This window comes from Ruegeria sp. SAZD013, from assembly GCF_059612525.1.
The window spans coordinates 317819-338155 of record NZ_JBXWQT010000020.1 but is presented as its reverse complement, the minus strand read 5'-3'; the positions used below and the strand labels follow the sequence as shown (position 1 = coordinate 338155).

The 20337-nt window shown below is 57.1% G+C and carries 19 protein-coding genes and 1 other RNA gene; 12 read left to right on the top strand and 8 right to left on the bottom strand.

Annotated features, from left to right (window positions below):
- The first annotated feature begins 107 nt into the window (after positions 1–107).
- From AC2FLU_RS07895 to AC2FLU_RS07865, 7 genes are all read left to right on the top strand, one after another.
- On the top strand, positions 108–1508 hold the full coding sequence (locus AC2FLU_RS07895) for a selenium-binding protein SBP56-related protein (protein ID WP_480516949.1): 1401 nt from the start codon (positions 108–110) through the stop codon (positions 1506–1508).
- Positions 1509–1521: 13 nt separating this feature from the next.
- Positions 1522–2172: a hypothetical protein gene (locus AC2FLU_RS07890; RefSeq protein ID WP_480472643.1), complete on the top strand. Its 651-nt coding sequence runs from the start codon at positions 1522–1524 to the stop codon at positions 2170–2172.
- Positions 2173–2389: 217 nt separating this feature from the next.
- Positions 2390–2736: a transfer-messenger RNA gene (ssrA, locus tag AC2FLU_RS07885) on the top strand.
- A gap of 99 nt (positions 2737–2835) precedes the next feature.
- Positions 2836–3267 (top strand): ester cyclase, encoded by a 432-nt coding sequence (locus AC2FLU_RS07880; RefSeq protein WP_480472641.1) that lies wholly within the window; start codon positions 2836–2838, stop codon positions 3265–3267.
- Positions 3268–3398: 131 nt separating this feature from the next.
- Complete coding sequence (locus AC2FLU_RS07875; RefSeq protein WP_480516947.1) at positions 3399–4214, top strand: chromate resistance protein ChrB domain-containing protein; 816 nt, start codon at positions 3399–3401, stop codon at positions 4212–4214.
- The gene (gene chrA / locus AC2FLU_RS07870) at positions 4211–5464 is read left to right on the top strand and encodes a chromate efflux transporter (RefSeq protein ID WP_480553436.1); all 1254 of its coding nucleotides are present in this window, start codon (positions 4211–4213) and stop codon (positions 5462–5464) included. Before AC2FLU_RS07875 ends, chrA begins: the two co-directional genes overlap by 4 nt.
- A 76-nt stretch (positions 5465–5540) precedes the next feature.
- Positions 5541–6002 (top strand): SspB family protein, encoded by a 462-nt coding sequence (locus AC2FLU_RS07865; RefSeq protein ID WP_480472635.1) that lies wholly within the window; start codon positions 5541–5543, stop codon positions 6000–6002.
- A gap of 27 nt (positions 6003–6029) precedes the next feature.
- Here the strand turns inward: AC2FLU_RS07865 and AC2FLU_RS07860 are convergent, their stop codons facing one another.
- A complete protein-coding gene (locus tag AC2FLU_RS07860; protein ID WP_480472633.1) occupies positions 6030–6593 on the bottom strand; it encodes a hypothetical protein in 564 nt (187 codons plus the stop codon).
- A 206-nt stretch (positions 6594–6799) separates the two neighbouring features.
- Here AC2FLU_RS07860 and fumC point away from each other — a divergent pair, with 206 nt between their 5' ends.
- From fumC to AC2FLU_RS07840, 4 genes are read left to right on the top strand one after another with little or no spacing between them, the layout of a single operon-like run.
- Positions 6800–8194 (top strand): class II fumarate hydratase, encoded by a 1395-nt coding sequence (fumC, locus tag AC2FLU_RS07855; protein ID WP_480472631.1) that lies wholly within the window; start codon positions 6800–6802, stop codon positions 8192–8194.
- The gene (locus AC2FLU_RS07850; RefSeq protein ID WP_480472629.1) at positions 8194–8370 is read left to right on the top strand and encodes a DUF4169 family protein; all 177 of its coding nucleotides are present in this window, start codon (positions 8194–8196) and stop codon (positions 8368–8370) included. The genes fumC and AC2FLU_RS07850 overlap by 1 nt, the downstream gene beginning before the upstream one ends.
- Positions 8367–8588, top strand: coding sequence for a ribbon-helix-helix domain-containing protein (locus AC2FLU_RS07845; RefSeq protein ID WP_209504003.1), 222 nt, complete (start codon positions 8367–8369; stop codon positions 8586–8588). Before AC2FLU_RS07850 ends, AC2FLU_RS07845 begins: the two co-directional genes overlap by 4 nt.
- A 59-nt stretch (positions 8589–8647) precedes the next feature.
- On the top strand, positions 8648–9250 hold the full coding sequence (locus AC2FLU_RS07840; protein WP_496811926.1) for a DNA-3-methyladenine glycosylase I: 603 nt from the start codon (positions 8648–8650) through the stop codon (positions 9248–9250).
- A 3-nt stretch (positions 9251–9253) separates the two neighbouring features.
- On the opposite strand, the gene AC2FLU_RS07835 is transcribed toward AC2FLU_RS07840, so the two are convergent.
- The 4 genes from AC2FLU_RS07835 to AC2FLU_RS07820 all read right to left on the bottom strand — a co-directional run bounded on the left by AC2FLU_RS07835 (position 9254) and on the right by AC2FLU_RS07820 (position 13572).
- Positions 9254–10135 (bottom strand): fructose bisphosphate aldolase, encoded by an 882-nt coding sequence (locus AC2FLU_RS07835; RefSeq protein WP_496714495.1) that lies wholly within the window; start codon positions 10133–10135, stop codon positions 9254–9256.
- Positions 10136–10208: 73 nt separating this feature from the next.
- Complete coding sequence (locus AC2FLU_RS07830) at positions 10209–11558, bottom strand: cytochrome P450 (RefSeq protein WP_496811925.1); 1350 nt, start codon at positions 11556–11558, stop codon at positions 10209–10211.
- Positions 11555–12757 (bottom strand): hypothetical protein, encoded by a 1203-nt coding sequence (locus AC2FLU_RS07825; protein ID WP_480516935.1) that lies wholly within the window; start codon positions 12755–12757, stop codon positions 11555–11557. Before AC2FLU_RS07825 ends, AC2FLU_RS07830 begins: the two co-directional genes overlap by 4 nt.
- Before the next feature lie 62 nt (positions 12758–12819).
- Entirely contained in the window at positions 12820–13572 is a 753-nt protein-coding gene (locus tag AC2FLU_RS07820) for a cytochrome c biogenesis CcdA family protein (protein ID WP_480493245.1), read from the bottom strand.
- Positions 13573–13678: 106 nt separating this feature from the next.
- Here AC2FLU_RS07820 and AC2FLU_RS07815 point away from each other — a divergent pair, with 106 nt between their 5' ends.
- Positions 13679–13912, top strand: a complete 234-nt coding sequence (locus tag AC2FLU_RS07815) for a sulfurtransferase TusA family protein (RefSeq protein ID WP_480472617.1) — start codon at positions 13679–13681, stop codon at positions 13910–13912.
- A 43-nt stretch (positions 13913–13955) separates the two neighbouring features.
- Here the strand turns inward: AC2FLU_RS07815 and AC2FLU_RS07810 are convergent, their stop codons facing one another.
- From AC2FLU_RS07810 to AC2FLU_RS07800, 3 genes are all read right to left on the bottom strand, one after another.
- Complete coding sequence (locus tag AC2FLU_RS07810) at positions 13956–16739, bottom strand: Rne/Rng family ribonuclease (protein WP_496808532.1); 2784 nt, start codon at positions 16737–16739, stop codon at positions 13956–13958.
- Positions 16740–17244: 505 nt separating this feature from the next.
- A complete protein-coding gene (locus tag AC2FLU_RS07805) occupies positions 17245–18579 on the bottom strand; it encodes a sigma-54-dependent transcriptional regulator (protein ID WP_480553879.1) in 1335 nt (444 codons plus the stop codon).
- Between the two features lie 12 nt (positions 18580–18591).
- On the bottom strand, positions 18592–20337 hold the full coding sequence (locus tag AC2FLU_RS07800; protein ID WP_480481076.1) for a sensor histidine kinase: 1746 nt from the start codon (positions 20335–20337) through the stop codon (positions 18592–18594).

The window sequence follows — 20337 nt, the reverse complement described above, 5'->3', positions numbered from 1 at the left end:
GGAAACAAACTTTCAAAGGCAAAGGTACGAGCAGGCAGAATGTCATCCGGCGTCAAGACCGGAACTCTCAATATGAATTGAATGACAATGACTTACGGGAGGACGTTATGAACAAAAGACCGGACCCAACCTTTTATCCGTCAGCCAAGCTGGCAATGGAAGGCCCTGCTGAAACGCTTGCTTTCACGCTGATGCTCAGCCCCGATTTTTCGCAACCTGACGGGCTGGCAGTTGTGAATGTCGATCCAACCTCGGCCGATTTCGGGAAGATCGTGCATCAGGTGATCATGCCCGAAAAAGGCGACGAGTTTCACCATTTCGGCTGGAATGCCTGTTCCTCATCGCTGTCACCGCTCAGCGGTCATGCGTTTCTGGAACGTCGCTATCTGATCATCCCCGGTATCCGTTCTAGCCGGATATACATCATCGATGTAAAGAACCCGCTTGAGGCGAAGATTCACAAGATCATCGAACCCGAGGAAGTCTTTGATAAAACCGGGTATTCACGACCGCACACGATCCATTGCGGGCCGGAAGGCATCTATGTCAGCACGCTGGGCGGCGGCGGCGAGGACGGCACGGATGGTCCTCCGGGTATTTTCATCATGGATTGTGAAAGCTTCGAGATCATCGGGCGCTATGAGATCGAGCGCGGCGTGCAGGACAAGCATTATGATTTCTGGTGGAATCTGCCGCGCGATTACATGGTCAGTTCCGAATGGGGCCTTCCCCCACAATTTGAAAACGGGCTGGTGGCAGAGGATCTGCTTTCGAACAAATACGGTCATCGCATCCATTTCTGGAACCTGCGCAACCGGACCAATATTCAGACCATCGATCTGGGCGAAAACCACCAGATGGCGTTGGAAATCCGGCCCGCGCATGACCCGGTCAAACAACACGGGTTCTGCGGCGTTGTCGTTGATACCACCAACCTTCAAGGCGCAATCTTTACGTGGTGGCGCAATGACGACGGCACGTTCGAAGCCAAGAAAACGATCACCATCGACCCGCAACCCGCTGATCCAGATGATCTTCCTGATCTTCTCAAGGGGTTTGCCGCCGTACCACCACTGGTCACCGATATCGACCTGAGTCTGGATGACAAATACCTATATGTCGCCTGCTGGGGCACCGGCGAGATGCATCAATATGATGTGTCCGATCCGATGAACCCGACCCTTGCCGGGAAGGTCGAAATCGGAGGGATTGTCAAAAAGACCAAACATCCGAACGGTCAGACTTTTGGCTATGGGCCGCAAATGGTCGAGATCAGCCGCGATGGTAAACGCGTCTATTGGACCAATTCGCTTTATTCCACGTGGGACGATCAGTTCTATCCCGAAGAAGGCGGCGCGGCCATGGTCAAGGCGGATGTGGGCGAGAATGGCGGGCTGGTTTTGGACCCGAAATTCTGGGTCGATTTCCCCAAAGGATATCGCAGCCACCAAATCCGGCTGGAGGGCGGAGATTGTTCAACCGACAGTTTCTGTTACCCCTCGGTCTGAATTGGAAACCCTGATGACATCAACGGCTGGCCTTTGGCTGGCCGTTGTTCTGAGCGGCGCGTATCACGGGCTGAACCCCGGGATGGGCTGGCCGCTGGCGGTTTCCTCTGCCCTGATGGAGCAGCGCCAATCCGCCCTGTGGCGCGCACTGGCGGCCTTGGCCGGTGGGCATTTCGTTGCCATGCTGGGTGTCCTTCTGCCCTTTGCGCTGATGGCCGTTCTGGTCGATTATCAAAAGGAAATCCGCATCTGGGCTGCGTTGATTGTCATCGCGATGGGGCTTTACATTGCAATCACCCGCCGCCATCCCCGTTTTCTGTCGCGTATACCACCCAGCAAACTGGCTCTGTGGTCGTTTCTCGTGGCTCTTGCGCACGGGGCCGCCCTTATGCTGGTTCCGATCTATCTGGGCCTGTGCCAGCTGGATGAACTGGATGCCGGTCATCAGGCGATTTCCAAAATCATGACAACAAACGGTCTGCTGGTTCTGGGAGTTGCGGCCTTGCATACCGCCGCCATGGTTCTGGGCGGAGGGTTTCTGGCCTTCGCCGTTTATCGTTGGCTGGGGCTGCGTTTCCTGTCCCGCAGCTGGTTCAACCTTGAACTCATCTGGGCGCTGAGCCTTGTTTTGGTTGGTCTTTTGGGGCTGTGGTCGGCGGTTTGATCGCTTTCCTTTGAGCCGGAACACACTGTCCTTGGGCGTAATCAATGCCGGTGCCGCGCTAGACCAGTTCCTGCCATTGGCGCTGGATAACCCGCCTTTCTTGAAGGCAGCTACTTTCGGTGGAATCGAACGGGTGCTGGTGATATGGTTGATCGCTGGAAACTTCAATAGGGTCGCGTAACGCTCTGTAATTAAAGACAACAAAGATGTGCAATCCGGGTTTGCATCCGCCGCTCACCTCACCTATATATGAGATGTCCTTCGGGACTATGGACATAAACGCGCTCGTAATAAGCGGATCGGACCCGGGGGCGGTACCCGGCGGCTCCACCAAAATCCTTCGTTTGAGGATCATGGGGCCGAAACAGGATCGACGAACGTCTAAAGGGGTAAGCTTTGTCTCGGCTGTCTGCCACCGTTACCGGCGAAAACAGTACAATTGCAAACGACAATCGTGCTCCGGTTGCAGTTGCTGCGTAAGCAGTAACAAGACCGAAACTTAAGTCCTTGCGCCTAGCCGCGTAAGGCGGGGTTCGCAGGTACCTGGCAACAGAAACCTGCACTTCCCCCCAATATGTCTGATATTTATGCCGCCTTTGCGCAGATTCAGAGTTTGTTCATTCCTTTTTGCCATCGTGTTCGCAGTTGGACAGGAGCGTTGGGATGACGAATTCAGAGATACTCAGATCCTGGTATTCTGAGGTTTGGGAAAACGGAAACACCGAGGCGATCGATCAGTTCTTTGCACCCGAAACCATGGCCGAGGGGCTGATCCCCGAAATGCAGGTGGGTGCGGACGATTTTCGGGACCTCGTCACGGCGTTTCGTCATGTCTTAGGGGATATCAAGGTGGATTTGCCCAAGATCATCGAGAATGGCGATTGGGTATCCGCAATCCTGCATGTGCAGACGTGCCGGGCCGATAACGGTGCCCCTTTGGAGGTGACCGGTCAGGTCATGGCCCGGTTCAAAGACAATAAGATGGTCGAAGCGTATAATCATTTCGATTTCATCTCGTTTTTTGAAGAGATGGGTCAGTTTCCCGCCGATACCCTTCCCGTGTGCATGACCGGTCAGCGGCTCGACTGGTCCTGACGGTTCAAACCGCAATCTTGACCCCCTATGTTCTTGCGCGGTAGCACTGACTCAGGGGGTCAGCTTGCGAACACCCCGTGAGGCGTCAGCCCAAGCTTCGCATGGATCCGAATGACTAAAGGAGACATGCTATGGCTGCTCTTAACGCCATTACACCGACCCAATTGAGCCGGTTAATCGGAACGCCTCAGGCGCCTGTTCTGATCGATATACGCACTGATGCGGATTTCAGTAAGGATCCGCGGCTGATTCCGGGATCAATTCGCTGTCCGCACACGGAAATCGACGCGATGAGTCGTCTGATTGGTAACGACCCTTGTGTAATAATCTGCCACAAGGGCAAAAAGCTCAGTCAGGGGGTAGCGTCCTGGCTACGAGGGGCGGGCAAAAACGCCGAACATCTGGAAGGTGGGTTTGAAGGGTGGCACGAACAGCGTGAGGCGCCGTTGATCCCCCAGTCGGTATTACCGGCGCGCGTTAATGGCAGCACATTGTGGGTTACGCGCCAAAGACCCAAAATTGACCGCATCGCCTGCCCCTGGCTGATCCGCCGGTTTGTTGACCGCAAGGCACGGTTCCTTTTCGTCGCGTCGGAAGAAGTTCAGGGAGTCGTTGATCATTTTGATGCCACCCCCTTTGACGTTCCGAGTACATTTTGGACGCATCAGGACAGCGGCTGCACATTTGACACGATGATCCGGGCATTTGACCTGCGAACCGAGGCGCTTGAGCGTATGGCCCGGATCATTCGCGCTGCGGATACCGACCAGCATGATCTGGCCCCGGAAGCCGCTGGGTTGCTGGCGTTCTCGGTAGGTTTGTCCCGCCAGTATCGCGATGACCATGCTCAACTTGAAGCCGGATTGCACCTTTATGATGCTCTGTTCCGCTGGGCACGCGACGGGTTTGATGAAAAGCATGACTGGCCATCGGGTCATGGCGCATGAGACCTTCGGCACTGGACCTTTTCAAGGTATTCGGACGGATCGGCCTGTTGTCATTTGGCGGCCCCGCCGCCCAGATCTCGCTGATGCATCAAGAACTGGTCGAGCGCAGGCCCTGGCTGGATGAACAGACCTATCTGCGCGCGCTTTCCTTGTGCATGTTGCTGCCCGGTCCAGAGGCAATGCAATTGGCAACCTATGCTGGCTGGCGCTTGCGCGGTGTCGTGGGCGGGCTGATTGCGGGCAGCCTGTTCGTTTTGCCAGGGGCGTTTGTGATTGCTGTTCTAGTCGCGCTTTATTCAGCATTTGGCGACGTTCCACTGGTGCAATCCGCATTTACCGGCATCAAGGCGACCGTCATCGTGATCGTCCTGCAAGCCCTGCGCAAGCTGTCAGGTAAGGCGCTGACGGATATGGAACATCGTGTCATCGCGGGCCTGTCGTTTCTGTCGATCTTTCTGTTCAACCTGCCCTTCCCGCTGATCATTCTGATCGCGGCCCTGTGGGGGTATTTGCGTCATCAAGGACCCGCTGAGGCAGCCACGGCTCAGGACACGCCGCACCTTGCCCGCTCGGCCCGGACGATAGCGATCTGGTTGCCGCTTTGGCTGGGGCCGCTTGTTGCGTTGACACTCAGCGGGCATCAATTGCTCAGCGATTTGGGGTGGTTCTTTGCCCGTCTGGCCGTTGTGACCTTTGGTGGTGCCTATGCCGTTCTGGCCTATATGTCGCAAACCGTTGTGGATCGGTACCACTGGATCAGTGCAGACCAGATGATCGACGGATTGGGGCTGGCGGAAACCACCCCCGGACCATTGATACTGGTTACGCAGTTCGTCGCCATGCTGGCGGGGCAGATCAACGGTGGATTCTCACTGGCGCTTGCTGCGGGCGCTGTCGCACTATGGGCAACGTTCGTGCCCTGCTTTTTGTGGATTTTCCTGACGGCCCCCTATCTTGACCGTCTGGCCACGCGTCCGCGCCTGTCTGCCGCCCTTCACGGCATCACCGCCGCTGTTGTCGGAGTGATTCTCAACCTTTCCGTGTGGTTTGCCCTGAATGTTCTTTTCGAATCGGTGCCAGATATGAATTTGGGTCCGGCGGCAATACCCGTGCCCCGACTGTCCTCGCTCGATATCCCGGCGCTTGCGTTAACCTTTATTGCTGGAATATTGATATTTAGACTAAAATTGGGGATCGGTACGGTGCTGGTTCTGATGTCAATGGCAGGGCTGGCTGCGCATAATATCTGATCAATCCGATCATACCTGCCCTTTCGTTTCCGAACAAAACCCCTATGCTGAGCTTAACCACTTTTGAGGATGACACATGTCGCAAGGCATCGACTATGGCAACCTGATGCACACCGCCATGCGCGGGCTTATCAAGACTGTGCTGACGGATGTATCGAAATCCGGTCTGCCCGGAGCGCATCACTTTTTCATTACCTTCGACACACGCGAAGATGGCGTGGACATCGCGGATTGGCTGCGCGACCGGTATCCGGAAGAAATGACAATCGTCATGCAGCACTGGTTTGAAAACCTCGAAGTCGGAGAGAACGGGTTCGCCATTACTCTCAATTTCGGGGACGCGCCGGAACCGCTCTATATTCCTTATGGCGCGATCAAGACCTTTGTCGATCCATCGGTGGAATTTGGACTGCGGTTCGAAAGCCCGGACGACGAAGATGATGACGATTATGTTGCAGATGACTTGATCGAGGTCGAAGAGGAAGAAGAGGCACATCACGACGCCGATGTCGTGTCGCTGGACAGCTTCCGCAAATAAGCCTTTGAGCCCCGCCCGGCGCGGGGTTCAGCGTTTCATCAGAAATGTTTCGACTGATCGGGATTTCTGGCCGTCTATGAAGCGTGAAAATGACAGGTTCAGCCCGTCTTCGGCTAGTGTTCGGTCGAACTGCTGCAATTCATATCCGCCGTCCACGTCGATGAACAACGAAAACACGGTCAGTGTGTCGCCAACGATACGTCCCCATACGAAGGGTTCACCTTTCATCGGGTCCAGCGGAACCTCATGACCGAACACATTGCGTTTCATCGCGGCCGAGAACACATCCGGGCGGTCCGAGGGCACGAAGTCAATCGAGAACTGCTGTTCTTTTACCCGCCCGTCTAGCTTGTAGGTGGTGGTTTGCCAGCTGACGTTGAACCCGTTTTTGGTCTCGAAAATTGAAACGCTCATATCCCTTGGAGTTGAGGTTCCGTCCGCATCCACGACATTTGCCGAGCCCACATAATCCCCCAGGAACGGGGTAATGTCCGCGGCGCGCGCAGATGCGCCCAAAACGGACAGCCACAAAGCACAGACAGCAAATAACACGATCGCTTTTTCAAGCGTAATGCGATGGAAATTCGACATCTTGTCCTCCAAGGCGGCTACTAACCTATTGTAGCTGAGAGGGGGCCGCGCACAATGGCACATTCCCCGACGATAACAATAAAAGTGACGCACCCCGCGCCTATACCTTTGACGCCCTTGGGTTTAAGGTGCGCGCAACTGGCCGATTGCGTCACGGCTTAGCTGCGGCTAAACGGCATACAACAGCATACCAGACGGAGTGACAGATGTCTCAGACCCGCACCGAATCCGACAGCTTTGGCCCGCTCGAGGTTCCTGCCGACAAGTATTGGGGCGCGCAAACGCAGCGTTCGATCATGAACTTTCCGATCGGTTGGGAAAAACAACCCATTGCCATTGTGCGTGCGCTGGGCGTGATCAAGCAAGCCTGCGCGATGGAGAACAAGGCAACCGGCAAGCTGGATGCCAGAATTGCCGATGCCATCATTCAGGCTGCGGGTGAGGTGATCGACGGCCAGTTTGACGACAACTTTCCGCTGGTCGTCTGGCAGACGGGTTCCGGCACCCAGTCGAACATGAACTCGAACGAGGTCATCGCGAACCGCGCCATCGAAATTCTGGGCGGTGTCATCGGTTCAAAAGACCCCGTGCATCCGAACGATCACTGCAACATGGGTCAGTCGTCGAATGACACCTTTCCAACTGCGATGCACATTGCCACGGCGATGAGTGTTCGTGACGTCCTTCTGCCCGGGCTTGAAAAGCTGGCCTCTGGTCTTGAGCAGAAGGCTGATGAGTTCAAGGACATCATCAAGATTGGCCGGACCCATACACAGGATGCAACGCCTCTGACACTGGGGCAGGAATTCAGCGGTTATGCCCACCAGATCCGTCAGGGGATTGCACGCGTTCACGCAGCGCTTCCCGGCATCTATGAGCTGGCGCAGGGCGGCACTGCCGTAGGCACCGGCCTGAACACCCAAAACGGTTGGAGCGAAGCTGTGGCGGGCCATATGGCGCAGATCACCGGCTTGCCCTTTGTGACCGCGCCAAACAAGTTCGAAGCGCTGGCTGCTCATGACGCCATGGTCTTTATGTCCGGGGCTTTGGCGACCATCGCGGGCAGCTGCTATAAGATCGCCAACGACATCCGTTTCCTGGGCTCTGGCCCGCGTTCGGGGCTTGGCGAACTGATCCTGCCCGAGAACGAGCCCGGCTCGTCCATCATGCCCGGCAAGGTGAACCCGACCCAGGCCGAGGCGCTGACACAGGTTGCTGCGCATGTAATGGGCAACAACGCCGCGATGAATTTTGCAGGCAGTCAGGGCCATTTCGAGCTGAACGTCTATAACCCGATGATGTCCTACAACCTGTTGCAATCGATCCAGCTGCTGGGCGACGCCGCCGACAGCTTTACCGAGCGGATGTTGCTGGGCATCAAGGCCAATGAGCCGCGCATCGACAAGCTGATGAAGGAATCGCTGATGCTGGTGACGGCGCTGGCCCCGACCATCGGCTATGACAATGCCACCACGGTCGCCAAGACCGCGCATAAGAACGGCACAACCCTCAAGGAAGAAGCCATTGCGCTGGGATTTGTGGACGAGGCAACCTTTGATGCCGTTGTACGCCCCGAACAGATGATCGGCCCGAAAGACTAATGGGCAAGCCGGTCAACCTGAACCGGTATCGAAAAGAAAAGGCGCGGGCCGAGAAGAAGGCCCGCGCAGATGAGAATGCCGTCGCCTTTGGGCGCACCAAGTCCGAGAAAGCAATCGTCAGGCTTCAGCAGGACAAGCAGAAGCGTGAACTCGACAATCACGAGCTGGATGAATGAGCGGTCGCCCGGTAAAACGTTCATTGACCCTCAAGGGCCACCGGACATCTGTCTCGCTTGAAGATGAATTCTGGCGCGCATTTCGCGACATTGCGAAAGAAAAAGATCAGCCAATCAATGCACTGGCCGCGCAAATTGATGTTGACCGCGACCCGGAAACCGGATTGGCCTCGGCTATTCGCGTGTTTATTCTGAACTGGTACCGAGACAAGGTTTAACACTTGTCAGATCTTGGTCGTTGGGTGTAACGTCCCCGAGGAACAAAAGGGGTACATTCATGAGCAACACAGTATTGGGGCCAGACGGTCAACCTCGGTGTTCCTGGTGCCAGGCCGCGCCGGAATTCTTTGACTATCATGACAACGAATGGGGCTTTCCGGTCTCGGATGATCAGCGGTTATTCGAGAAACTGTGCCTGGAAAGTTTTCAGTCGGGTCTTAGCTGGCGCACGATCCTGAACAAGCGCGAGAATTTCCGAGAAGCGTTTTACGGTTTTGATTTCAACAAGATGGCCGAATTCTCTGAAGTTGATGTTGAACGTCTGCAGCAAAATGATGGGATCATTCGCCACCGAGGCAAGATCGAGGCGGTGATCAATAACGCCCGCCGCGCGCAGGAACTGGTGGCGTCGGAAGGATCGCTGGCAGCTTATGTCTGGCGGTATGAGGCGGAAACCCCGCCGCCCCCGCAATCGGCATCCACATCGCCCGAGTCGGTGGCGATGTCGAAGGACCTCAAGAAACGGGGCTGGAAATTTGTTGGCCCCACGACGGTGTTTGCGTTCATGCAGGCCATGGGACTGGTCAATGACCATGCCGAGGGCTGTATCAGCAGAAAAAAAGCGGCACAGTTGCGCCGCTCTTTCACGAAACCCGTCTGAGGATCAGACAGAGGCTTTGAAAATCTTGTCGATATTGCCGCCCAAAGCGGCGTTGAATTCGGCGTCCGATTGCTGTTTCGAGAGACCTTCGGTTAGTGCGCGAGAGAAAGACGCGATCATTTTGCCGTTTTGAATCAGCAGGTTACAGGCCTCTTCGGTCGAATACCCGCCTGACAGCGCGACAACGCGCAGAACGCGCGGATGGTCGGCCAGTTCGTCATACAGGTTTGCCTGTGTCGGGATCGTCAGCTTCAGCATGACCTCCTGCCCTTCGACCAGCTGGTCGAGGTTCTTCAGGATTTCAGCTTTCAGAATCTCCTCGGCCTCGGCCTTAGTTTCTGAATGAATGTTGACCTCCGGTTCGACGATTGGAACCATCCCGGCGTCAGTCACTTCACGGGCTACGTCGAATTGCTGGGCGACCACGGCCGCGATGCCTTCGGCATTAGCCTCGTGGATGACCGAACGTTCCTTGGTGCCGAATACGCCTTCTGCCTTTGCCAGCGTGTCGGCCAGACCGGGGATCGGCTTCATCAGCTGAACGCCGTTGGCCTGATCCTCGAGGCCCTTGTCGATTTTCAGAAAAGGCACGATGCCTTTGACCGACCAAAGGTAATCTGCGACCTTGCGGCCCTCGATCTCTTCCCCGAGGGTGCGTTCGAACAGGATCGCACCGATGACTTTGTCCTTGGTGAAGTCATTTGCCAGAATGATCCGCGCGCGCATCTTTTGTATTTCACCGAACATCTCAGCGTCCGAACTGTAGGTCGACGCGTCAACGCCGTACAACGCCAAAGCTTTCGGGGTCGAGCCGCCGCTTTGATCCAATGCCGCGATAAAGCCTGCTCCGTTGATCATCTGCGCGCGCTGTTCTGCTTTGGCCATAGTGTTTTCCCGTTCAATGATGATTCCGATGTCTCCCCCCGCATACATCACAGTCAGGACCGATGGTAGTTTGTTAGCGCTCAATCAGCCGCAACCATATGCCATCCCTGGATCGAACGGTCAGGTGGGCCACCGGAACCGGCGTTTTGCCGCTGATTGTTTCGAATTTGAAATTTCGCACCAGCATCGACAGGATCAGCGGCCCTTCGACCATGGCAAACCCGGCCCCGGTACAAACGCGGGGACCTGCGGAGAAAGGGATATATGCTTCGCGCTGGCATGTCTTGCCGTTTTCACTGTTCCAGCGATTCGGGTCAAAGCCGTCGGGATTGTCCCATAACCGTTCGTGACGGTGCAGGTGCCAAGGGCTGATGACGATTTGTGACCCGTTGGGAACGTCCCTGTTTCGGAAACGGTGTGGGCCCGTGGCCTCTCGCACCATCATGGGAACCGGTGGGTAAAGGCGCAGTGCCTCGCGAAACACGTCGCGGCTGATCTTGAGTTTGGAAACCGAGGCAAATGTCGGATCGTCCAGAGTGGCAGCTTCGTCAGCAATCCTTTCCTGCCATTCGGGATAAATTGCCAGCAGATAAACTGTCCACGCCAGAGCCGATGCGCTGGTCTCATGGCCTGCCAGAAAGAAGATCGCAACCTGATCAACCATCTCCTCGGGCCCGAAAAACTGGCCGGTTTCAGGATCAGCGGTCGTCATGATCTTGGTTGCCAGATCATCGGGGGCGGTTCCGGCCTTGATCGCCTCAGCCCGCTCATGGGTCAGGTCAGTGATCAGGTTACGAATGTCTTCGGCGTTTTTCCGTGTCGTCCGGGAGTGAAACCGAGGCATCCATTTGGGCAGCGGAACGAAGGCTGCAAGGTTCAGCAGAGGTTGTTCGCGCTGGTAGTTGCGGAACTTTTCAAACACCTTGCTGGCTATGGCGTGGTCAATTGGCACCGAAAACAAGGTGCGAAAAATCACATCCGCTGCGGCGTGGCTTGTTTGTTCTTCGACTTCGATCTGTTTGCCGACATGGGGCCGCAACCGCTCAACACATGCGTCTGCCGCGGCCAGCATGGCGGGAAACGTGTCTTTCAGCCGCCCGCCCTCAAATGCCGGGTCAATGATGCGCCGCTGACGTTTCCACGTCTCTCCATTGGTTAGAAACACCGAATTTCCAAGCAAGGGGCGCAGGCCTTCGCTGATCCGGCCCGATTTAGGGAAATCTTCGGGGCGTTTCCTGAGGACGGTGTCAATCAGGTCCGGTTGATTGATCAGGAAAGATCGAAAGAAGGGTGTCCTGAATTCGGCCATCCACGCGCGATAAAGGCGCGCTGGCTGCGCAGACAGCAGATCCTGACGAAACAGTTTCAGATAGCGCAGTAGGGAAACCTTGTCTGCGCGTGGCTGGGGCTTGGGCGGGGTCATGGGCGCACCGACGTGTATTTGGACACTGGCGTCTCAATCCGGCTGCGCGAAGGTGTGCGCCCAAGGAACCGCTGCTTTAGCGTCAAAGGGCCTGCCGTTATCCGAAAATAGTCGTACAGACCCGGCTTATCGAAGGCGCAAAGGTACTGAAAATGCAGCCGGAAAAACCGCCAGCGCAAGGCTTTCCAACGTTCAGGTAACAGGGTTTGGGTAAAGGCCGCCGACAGGACAAGCGGCCAGCGTTTCTCTGGTCCGGCCACCCCTGTAACGGCCACCGGATCACACAGCGCAAATGCACAGCCATCCCCGGGGGCCGAGACATCGACCCACGTGATGTCTGAACTGGAGGACAGGAATTGAAGGTCGGACCGAAGGCCATGCGCATTTGGCAGAAAGGATACCATAGGCATCACCTGCCCCAGGCTTAGGAACGACAACTCTGCCCCCTGTTTCGGCACAGCCCTGTCGCGGATCAGGTCGGCCAGAACAGACACCCCCATATGCGCGCCCGAACTGTGGCCCACGACCAGTACCTCATCCACACCGGATATCAGAGCGGCTTCAATCGCCTTGCGGAATACGGCCAGTCTGTCCTTCAGTTTAAGCGGAGTTTCCCCCTTCAGCTGCGCGGAATAGGCGTAATCATGCATCAGGTAATAGGCAAACAGCCGGTTGTCGATCTTGCGGAACCACAGCATCAGCGCAACCGCAACGGCGATACCCGGAAACAGACCCCACCAGCCAGCCATCGCCACACATGCCCACACGACTGCAAACGCAACCAGCAGCTGAGACACCAACATCGCCACCGGATAGAGCGCCGCAATCACCGGGCCCTTGCGCAACCGCATCAGGCGCCACAAAGCGCCGGTCGAAATGTATATCCACGCCGTGTGGGCCAACTGCGCGTAGGTTGCAGGGATCGACGCGGACATGCTGTCGCGCACGATGTCTGACCAGACCAGAACTTCGATTTCTGTCTCAACAGACGCACCGTCCTGCAATGATGTCACGGACCAGCCGAACAGACCTTTTGCGGACTTGGGGGCCATGGCGATCTCATATCCCGAGATCCGGGCCTGCGCCTGCGACTCGGTTCGGTAAAGCTCGCGATATCGTCGCGGCGGCATCGGGTCATAACCGGGGATGTAGAACACCCGGCGTTTGCGAACCTGTGACTGATTTCTCTGACTGCTCATGCCTTTACCTTCTGCCGCGCAGGTTAACGCAGGCTTTAGGTCAAGGTAAGGGGGGCAGACGCTCAGCCGAAATTCGCAAGCGCCGGGAAGGTTTCAAGCAACCACCAGCTGAAGCGGGTGAACAGGCCTGTGATCAGCATGATGCCCACGAACAGCAGCAGCCCTCCCATGACCTTTTCGATCACGCCCATATAGGGCTTGATCCGGTTCATCACGGTCATAGAGCGGTTGAGAAACATGGCTGCCAGCAGAAACGGAATACCCAATCCGGCTGCATAAACACCCAGCAACAGCGTGCCGCGCGCCACCGAGGCCTCGGTTGCCGCAAGGGACAGGATCGCGCCCAGCTGGGGGCCGATACAGGGCGTCCAGCCGAAAGCAAAGGCCAACCCAAGAATATAAGCACCAAAGACCGAGCCACCGGAATCGCCGGTTTCGATCCGCGCTTCGCGGTCCAGAAAGGGGATGCGGAAGACATTCAGGAAATGCAGACCAAAGACAATGACAACGGCACCGGACAGTTTGGCAAAAAGAACCTGATTTTGCAGCACGAACACTCCAAAGGCAGATGCGGTAAATCCCAACAGCAGAAAAACCGTCGACAGGCCCAGCACAAAGAACAGCGCTGACATGGTTGCCTTGCGCCGGGCGCGGGCCTCATCCTGCATTTCGTTGATCGTGACGCCGCTCATATATGCCAGATAGGGCGGCACGATGGGCAGCACACAAGGCGACAGAAAGCTAATCAGGCCACCCAGCAGGGCAACAAACATGGCGGGCAGCAGCCCCGCGTCTATGATTTCTATTCCGAACATGTCTAAGCACATAAGTGATGAATGGCGGTCCGTCACGGGGCCAATGAGTCACATCCTCGTGCTTGGAATCTGGACAATATTACAACTTCGCCCTATCCCGAAAATCATGTCAGAGATTACAGATACGCTGGATGCGCTGGGCCTTCTTTGCCCCCTGCCCGTCCTCAAGGCCCGCAAACGGCTGAAATCCATGCCGCAAGGTTCTGTGTTGCGTGTACTGGCTGATGACCCGGCAGCCATCATCGATGTCCCGCATTTTTGCGCCGAAGCTGGCCACACATTGCTGTCTCAGGATTTGGATGGCGAACATCAGGTCTATCTGATCCGAAAAACCGACTGACTTTGTGATATAAAAAAGGCGGGCAAATCTGCCCGCCCATTCATCAGTTGCCCAGCGACCACCATCCGCGCCGTTTGGGCCTGTCGGATTCTGGCTCAGGTTCATCTGCCACAGTTTCAAGCACCGGTTCAGGTTCTGCTGCCATGGGTGTTTCTTCCACCGGTGCGTCTTCGACCGGCTCATCGGCAGATTGAACTTCAGGTTCTTCCATCGCAACGACCGCTTCTGCTTGTGCGACTTCGTCAGTCTGCTCGGCTACGTCTTTTGCTTCCGGCGCAGCGTCAGCAGTCTCATCGGCTTCGCTTTGCTCGGCGACAGCCGCCTCGGCAGGTTCGGCTTCTGCGTCTGAGGCCGCCTCTTCAACCGCCGGTGCATCGGCCCCGGCATCGGTGTCCGGTGCTTCCGACTGTTCCGCACCCTCTTCTGCTACCGCATCTTTCTTACGACGACGCGGAGCGCGCTTACGCTTGGGCTTGGCGGGTTTTTCCTCTTCCGTTGCTTCGGCTTCGGTTGTCTCGACAGCGGTTTCCGTTTCAGCGGATTCGCCTACGGCATCCTCCTGCTCTGACCCTTCGCCGTCATCCGCGCCCTGTTCCGCCGCGTCACCGTTGCCCGCGCCTTTCTTGCGACGACGACGGCGGCGCTTGCGCTTGGGTTTGGTATCATCTTCAATCGACGCGATATCCTCTTCGGCTTCCTCCTCTTCCGAAGAATCCACCAGATCCATCAGCGAGGCATCGACCGACACGACAGGAGCTGTCGCTTCGGGAACAATGCGGCTGGCGGTCTTGAATTTCTCCATCGAGAAATCCGGGCTGACCAGATGCACATCGCCTTCGATCCGTACAGACAGACCATAGCGCGATTCGATCTGGGCAATATGCTCGCGCTTCTGGTTCATCAGGAAGTTCGCGATACTGACCGGGCAGCGCACCAGAACCTCGCGCGAGCGGCGGCGCGTGCCTTCTTCTTCGATCTGACGCAGGATCGACAGCGCCATGTTGTCGTCCGAACGGATCAGGCCGGTGCCATGGCATGCCGGGCATGGCTGCGTGGTCGCCTCGATCATACCCGGGCGCAGCCTCTGACGGCTCATCTCGAGCAGGCCAAAACCCGAAATCCGGCCGACCTGAATGCGGGCACGGTCGGTTTTCAGCTTGTCCTTAAGACGCTTTTCAACCGACGCATTGTTCTTGCGCTCGTCCATGTCGATGAAATCGATGACAATCAGACCGGCAAGGTCACGCAGACGCAACTGACGCGCCACTTCTTCCGCGGCTTCCAGATTGGTTTTCAGCGCCGTTTCCTCGATCGAGCCTTCTTTCGTGGCCCGGCCCGAGTTCACGTCGATTGCCACCAGCGCTTCGGTCACGCCGATCACGATATACCCGCCAGATTTCAGCTGAACGGTCGGGTTGAACATCCCCGCCAGATAGCTTTCCACCTGATAGCGCGCAAACAGCGGCAGCGCGTCCTCGTACCGTTTCACATTCTTGGCATGGGACGGCATGATCATCTTCATGAAGTCCTTGGCGATGCGGTATCCGCCCTCGCCCTCGACCAGAACCTCGTCGATATCGCGGTTATAAAGGTCCCGGATCGACCGTTTGATCAGATCGCCTTCTTCATAGATCTTCGCAGGTGCAATGGATTCCAGGGTCAATGCCCGGATCTGCTCCCACAGGCGTTGCAGGTATTCATAGTCGCGCTTGATTTCCGATTTTGTGCGCTTGGCGCCTGCAGTCCGGATAATCAAACCCGCCCCTGTCGGAACATCAATATCCGCGGCGATCTCTTTCAGCTTTTTGCGGTCAACTGCGTTGGTGATCTTGCGGCTGATCCCACCGCCACGCGCGGTGTTCGGCATCAAAACACAATAGCGACCTGCCAGCGACAGATAGGTCGTCAGGGCTGCCCCCTTGTTGCCGCGTTCTTCCTTGACGACCTGCACCAGCAGCACCTGGCGCACTTTGATCACTTCCTGAATCTTATACCGGCGTGGGCGTGGCTTGCGCTGAGGGCGGATGTCCTCGCTGTCGTCTTCCTCGGCTACGGTTTCAATCGTGTCATCTTTCGCGGCTGCGTCAGCGTGTTCCTCATCCGCATCGCCATCATCTGCGTCCGGGTCATCCTCAGACAATTCAGACGCTTCATCGCCATCGTCAGCGATTGAAGCATCCGCCGAGTCATCAGAATCCCCTGCTGCATCGTCTTGTGAAGACACAACCGTTTCAGCCTGAGCCTCGTCTTCCGAAGCCGTTTCCTCAGCAGTGTCATCTGACACAGCTTCCGGCGCTTCGTTGTCCGCAGGCTCCTCAACAGGTGTTTCACCGACGATTTCCATAGGCGATGTCCCCTCGGGCACCTCCATGTCGGCATCGTCAAGGTCGATGGTTTCCATACCGGTCGGCTCGGTCGAAACTTCCATCGTTTCGACCAGATCGTCCGATTTAAGATCCGCGGCCTTTGATCGGGCGCGCGAACGCCGCTTTTTCGGCTTGCCCTCGTCGGCCTCATCCCGCGCCTTCATGGCCTCGGCATAGGCGCGATCTTCCTCCATCAGCGCCTCGCGGTCGGCGATGGGGATCTGGTAATAGTCCGGGTGAATTTCCGAAAACGCCAGGAAGCCGTGCCGGTTCCCGCCATAATCCACAAAGGCCGCCTGGAGCGACGGCTCAACCCGTGTTACTTTTGCAAGATAGATGTTGCCAGCAAGCTGGCGCTTGTTTTCGGATTCAAAATCGAACTCCTCGACCTTGTTTCCGTCGACCACCACGACGCGGGTTTCCTCCGCGTGGGTGGCATCGATAAGCATTTTCTTAGCCATGAGTCCTTGGTGCACCGCGCCAAACGCGTTGTCCTGACCCGTCCAGGTGGACAGGCACATTTGGGGAGGTGTCTTGTCAGGGCGATATCGGACGGCGCGCGGCAGGGTCTGGCGCTGTGGCCCCCTGCCCGGTCACTCAATCGTTGCGCGCGCGTCATCGCGGTTCTTCTCCGACAGGCGCGTTAGCCGCAGCCTGCCCATTTATTCCTTTCGCCCAGACGTTCCGGGCTCAGGTACTACATTGCCCCGAAAGGGGCACAATCGGTCTGCTTTGCGGCGAATAATATGTCATCACCTTCAGCAAAGCAGCGAAACTCAATGATTCGGGGCTTATGGACACAAAACTGGCCCGGCCCGTCCGGACACAATAAAAGCAGTCCTGTGGAAAAGACAATGGGCAAACTGCACCGCCCCCAACCGTGGCATGCGGGATCGCCTTCATCTGGCCAAAAATATCCCGGGGGAGTCGCCAAAGGCGACGGGGGCAGAGCCCCCGTCACAAAGTTTACAGATAGTCCGACCGCTGGAGGCCGTATTTGGCCATCTTTTCATTCAGCGTTCGGCGCGGCAGGCACAGTTCATCCATCACAGACGCGATAGATCCTTTGTGCCGCCGCATCGTGTTGTCGATCAGCATCCGTTCAAAGGCTTCGACATATTCCTTCAGCGGCTTGCCTTCGGTGGTCATGACCGGCTGCATTTCCTCGTGATCCGACATCAACAGCGAGGCGATCGTTCCGGACCCACGGCGCGATTGCAGTACCGCGCGTTCGGCAATGTTGATCAACTGGCGCACGTTCCCCGGCCAGGGCGCCTGCAACAGCTGCGCGGCTTCCTGAGCGCTTACCTGAGGCGCATCACAACCGTATTCTTCGGCGAACTGCTCGCTCAGACGGGTAAACAGGGTCAGGATGTCCTCGCCCCTCTGGCGCAGGGGCGGCATGGTGATGCGCAAGGCGGCCAATCGATAGAACAGATCAGGCCGCAAGACATCTTCGGAGGTTTTTCCGGCCTCTTGCAGGTTCGAGATCGCTACGATGCGTGTCTCGGCCGGCGTGCCCTGCTCGTTCATCACGCTGAGCAGCTTGGCTTGCAGGGAATCGCTGAGCGCTTCGACATCTTCCAAAACCAGCGTTCCGCCCCGCGCCTCTTCGATGGCGGGCAATTGGGCGTCTTCAGGCATCATCGGCCCAAACAGACGTTTGGCCAACGCGTCTTCCTCGTGCGCCGCGCAGGACACCAGCACGAATTTCTTGCCGGCACGGCTTCCAACCGCGTGCAGGGCGTGTGCGACAAGCGTCTTTCCGGTCCCTGTCTCTCCGTCGATCAGCACATGGCCATCCGCCTGACCTAGATCGAGGATATCCTCGCGCAGGCGTTCCATAACCGGGCTGGCACCGATCAGTTTGTTCATGATCTGGGTGCCGCCGGACAATTCCCGGCGCAGCGCGCGGTTGTCCAATGTCAGACGCCGCGCATTGCTGGCCCGTTTGGCCAGTTCAGACATGCGGTCGGGGTTGAAGGGTTTTTCAAGGAAATCGAATGCACCGACACGCATCGCCTCGACAGCCATCGGAACATCGCCGTGACCGGTGATCATGATCACGGGCAAGGTGCTGTCAGCGCCCATCAGCTTTTTGAGAAGCTGAATGCCGTCCATTCCGGGCATCTTGATGTCCGAAATCACTATCCCCGGATAATCCGGACCCAACACCTTGAGCGCATCTTCCGCGCTGGCGAAGGTTTCCGTGTCATAGCCGGACAAAGCGAGCCACTGGCTGATCGATTGGCGCATGTCCTGTTCATCGTCAACAATGGCAATTTTCATGGCTTGTGCCATAGTCATTCCTCGTTATTCCGCGGCTTCAAGGCCGTCGCTTCCCAGTGCAGGCAACTGCATTTCAAACACCGCACCGCCATATTGGCCGTTGCGTGCAGTCAGCCGTCCCCCATGGTCGTTCACGATCCCCGACGAGATGGCAAGCCCCAGACCAACACCGTCTCCGGGCTGTTTGGTTGTGTAGAACGGCTCGAACAGGTTTTCGATATCCTCGATTCCGTGCCCGTTGTCGCGTACGGTCAGCACAGCCGTGTCACCAGCTGCCAGGATGATTTCCACATCCGGCTCCGCCACTGATTTGGTGGCGTCCAGCGCGTTTCGCAAGAGGTTGACCATGACCTGTTCGATGCGCATTCGGTCCCCCATCACGATCACGGGTTCCTCTGGTACGATCTGTGTGATCTTCACGTGTCGCTGACGCAATTGCGGCTCCATCATCGACAGGGACGAGGCCAGCGCTTCACCAAGATTTACTGGTGAAAACGCATCCGCACCCTTGCGCGCATAAGACTTGAGCTGCCGGGTAATTGCCCCCATCCGTTCGATCAGACCATCGATGCGGCCAAAGCTGGCAAGGGCCTCTTCCGGGCGGTTGCGGCGCAGCAACAGGCGGGCCCCGGCCAGATAGGTTTTCATTGCCGCCAGAGGCTGGTTCAACTCGTGACTGACCGCTGCCGACATCTCGCCCAGGGCAGCCAGTTTCGAGCTTTGCGCAAGAGTCTGTTCTGCCAAATCCAGCGTCTTTTCAACCCGTTCACGTTCAGCGATTTCCCGCTGCAGCCGCGCGTTCAATGCGCGAAGCTCTGCCGACTCGCGCTGGAACAGGGTCATGCGCAACGTGGCACGGCGGCTCAACGCATAGAACGCGAGCGCCAGAAGAATCGCAAACCCCATGATTTCCAGCGCCAGAACGCTGTTCACCTTTTCCCGGATCGAGGCATAGGTCGTGAACGAGGTCATCTGCCAGCCGCGGAACGGAATGCGCGTCTCGATCCGCATCACCGCTTCGCCCTGAAGATAGGCATCAGGCGGCAGCGCGGTCCAATCGGTTGTTGCCCGGATGGCGCGCTGGATCGCCCCTTGTGGCGGTTGGCGCAGCATCGCCGTGTTCTCATCCAGCCCGCGCCAGCGGGGTTCCGTGGACAAAATGATGTTGCCGGTGCTGTCGGTAACCATCACCGCATCCGAGATACCTGCCCAAGCGCGTTCGAACTTTTGCAGGTCAACCTCGACGACGATTACGCCCAGGAACTCGGCCCCGTTCTCCAACCGGCGCGAATACACAAAGCTGTACCCGCCTGCGTCCTTGGGAATAACAGAGAAGATCGTCGCGTTCGAGCGGATCGCATCCACAAAATATGGCGTGTTCCGATGTCCTTCGCCCAACCTGTTTCGGTCGGTCGCGGCAACTGTGCGCCCGTCGCTGTCCAGCAAAACCAGTGAGGCCGCGCCGATCTCTTCCACGAATGAAATAAGGCGTTGGGTAGACAGGGTGTAATCGCCTGACTGCAATGCCGAAATCAACGTCGGGTCGCGGGCCAGCAATTGCGGAACAATCGAGTTGCGGCGCAATTCACTCAGCAAGTTGCCCGAATACAGCGTCAGTCGCAGCTCTGCCCGGTTGCGCGTGGATTCGGTGAACCTGTCAGTCAACAGCCGGTTCGTCACCCAGACCGTTGCAATTGTCGCGACCAGCAGAACAAGAACCGCCAGCCGCAACCGCCAGCCCAGCGGCGCACCACGAAACGGTTTCAACAT